The sequence below is a fragment of the Blautia faecis genome (genome assembly GCF_020554845.1).
Classification (GTDB): Bacteria; Bacillota; Clostridia; order Lachnospirales; family Lachnospiraceae; genus Blautia_A; species Blautia_A faecis.
Map to the genome: position 1 here is coordinate 1 of NZ_JAJCIA010000098.1, position 552 is coordinate 552.

The 552-nt window shown below is 47.6% G+C and carries 1 protein-coding gene; it reads left to right on the plus strand.

The window, feature by feature from the left end; translation table 11 throughout:
* Positions 1-364: 364 nt before the first annotated feature.
* The coding region (locus tag LIZ66_RS18375) for a helix-turn-helix domain-containing protein (protein ID WP_173703884.1) at positions 365-552 on the plus strand (188 nt) is incomplete at its 3' end.

Below are 552 nucleotides of genomic sequence, written 5' to 3' on the forward strand. Positions count from 1 at the left end.
ATTGTCGTGTTTCGGTATCATTTCGGTGTCAGTTCGCCAGTTCTCCCCGGTGTCGTTCCTCCCCTGAATCTCACAGCGGCGTATCGCTCCCTTTGGTACGCTCGTTTCGGTCAGGGTTCCTCCACATCCCTGCCAAAAGTCATGGCACTACATCGCCGGGGAAGCATATCCCACACAGGCTGGTCATTCGATTGGAATAATCCATCGATGAACTACCTGTATCATAGAACATTTTTGTGCCCTGTGCCGTATGTCCACAAAGTAGGAATTAGGAGTAAAAATCAGAAATTTCCACGATTGCGGAAAGTGTGATATAATCCAGTTAAGCGGCAGCAATGAAACCGCCGGAAAGGAGTGTGCGCCCATGAAAGGAGCAACAAGCATACAGGAACGCCTTTGGGAACTCCGCAAGGACAAAGGCTTAAATCTGGAAGAACTATCAAAGCTGACGGGTATTTCCAAATCTGCTCTCGGAAGTTATGAAAAAGAGGATTTTAAGGAAATCAATCATGGCAACCTTATCACGCTGGCAGACTTCTATGGGGTTTCCGT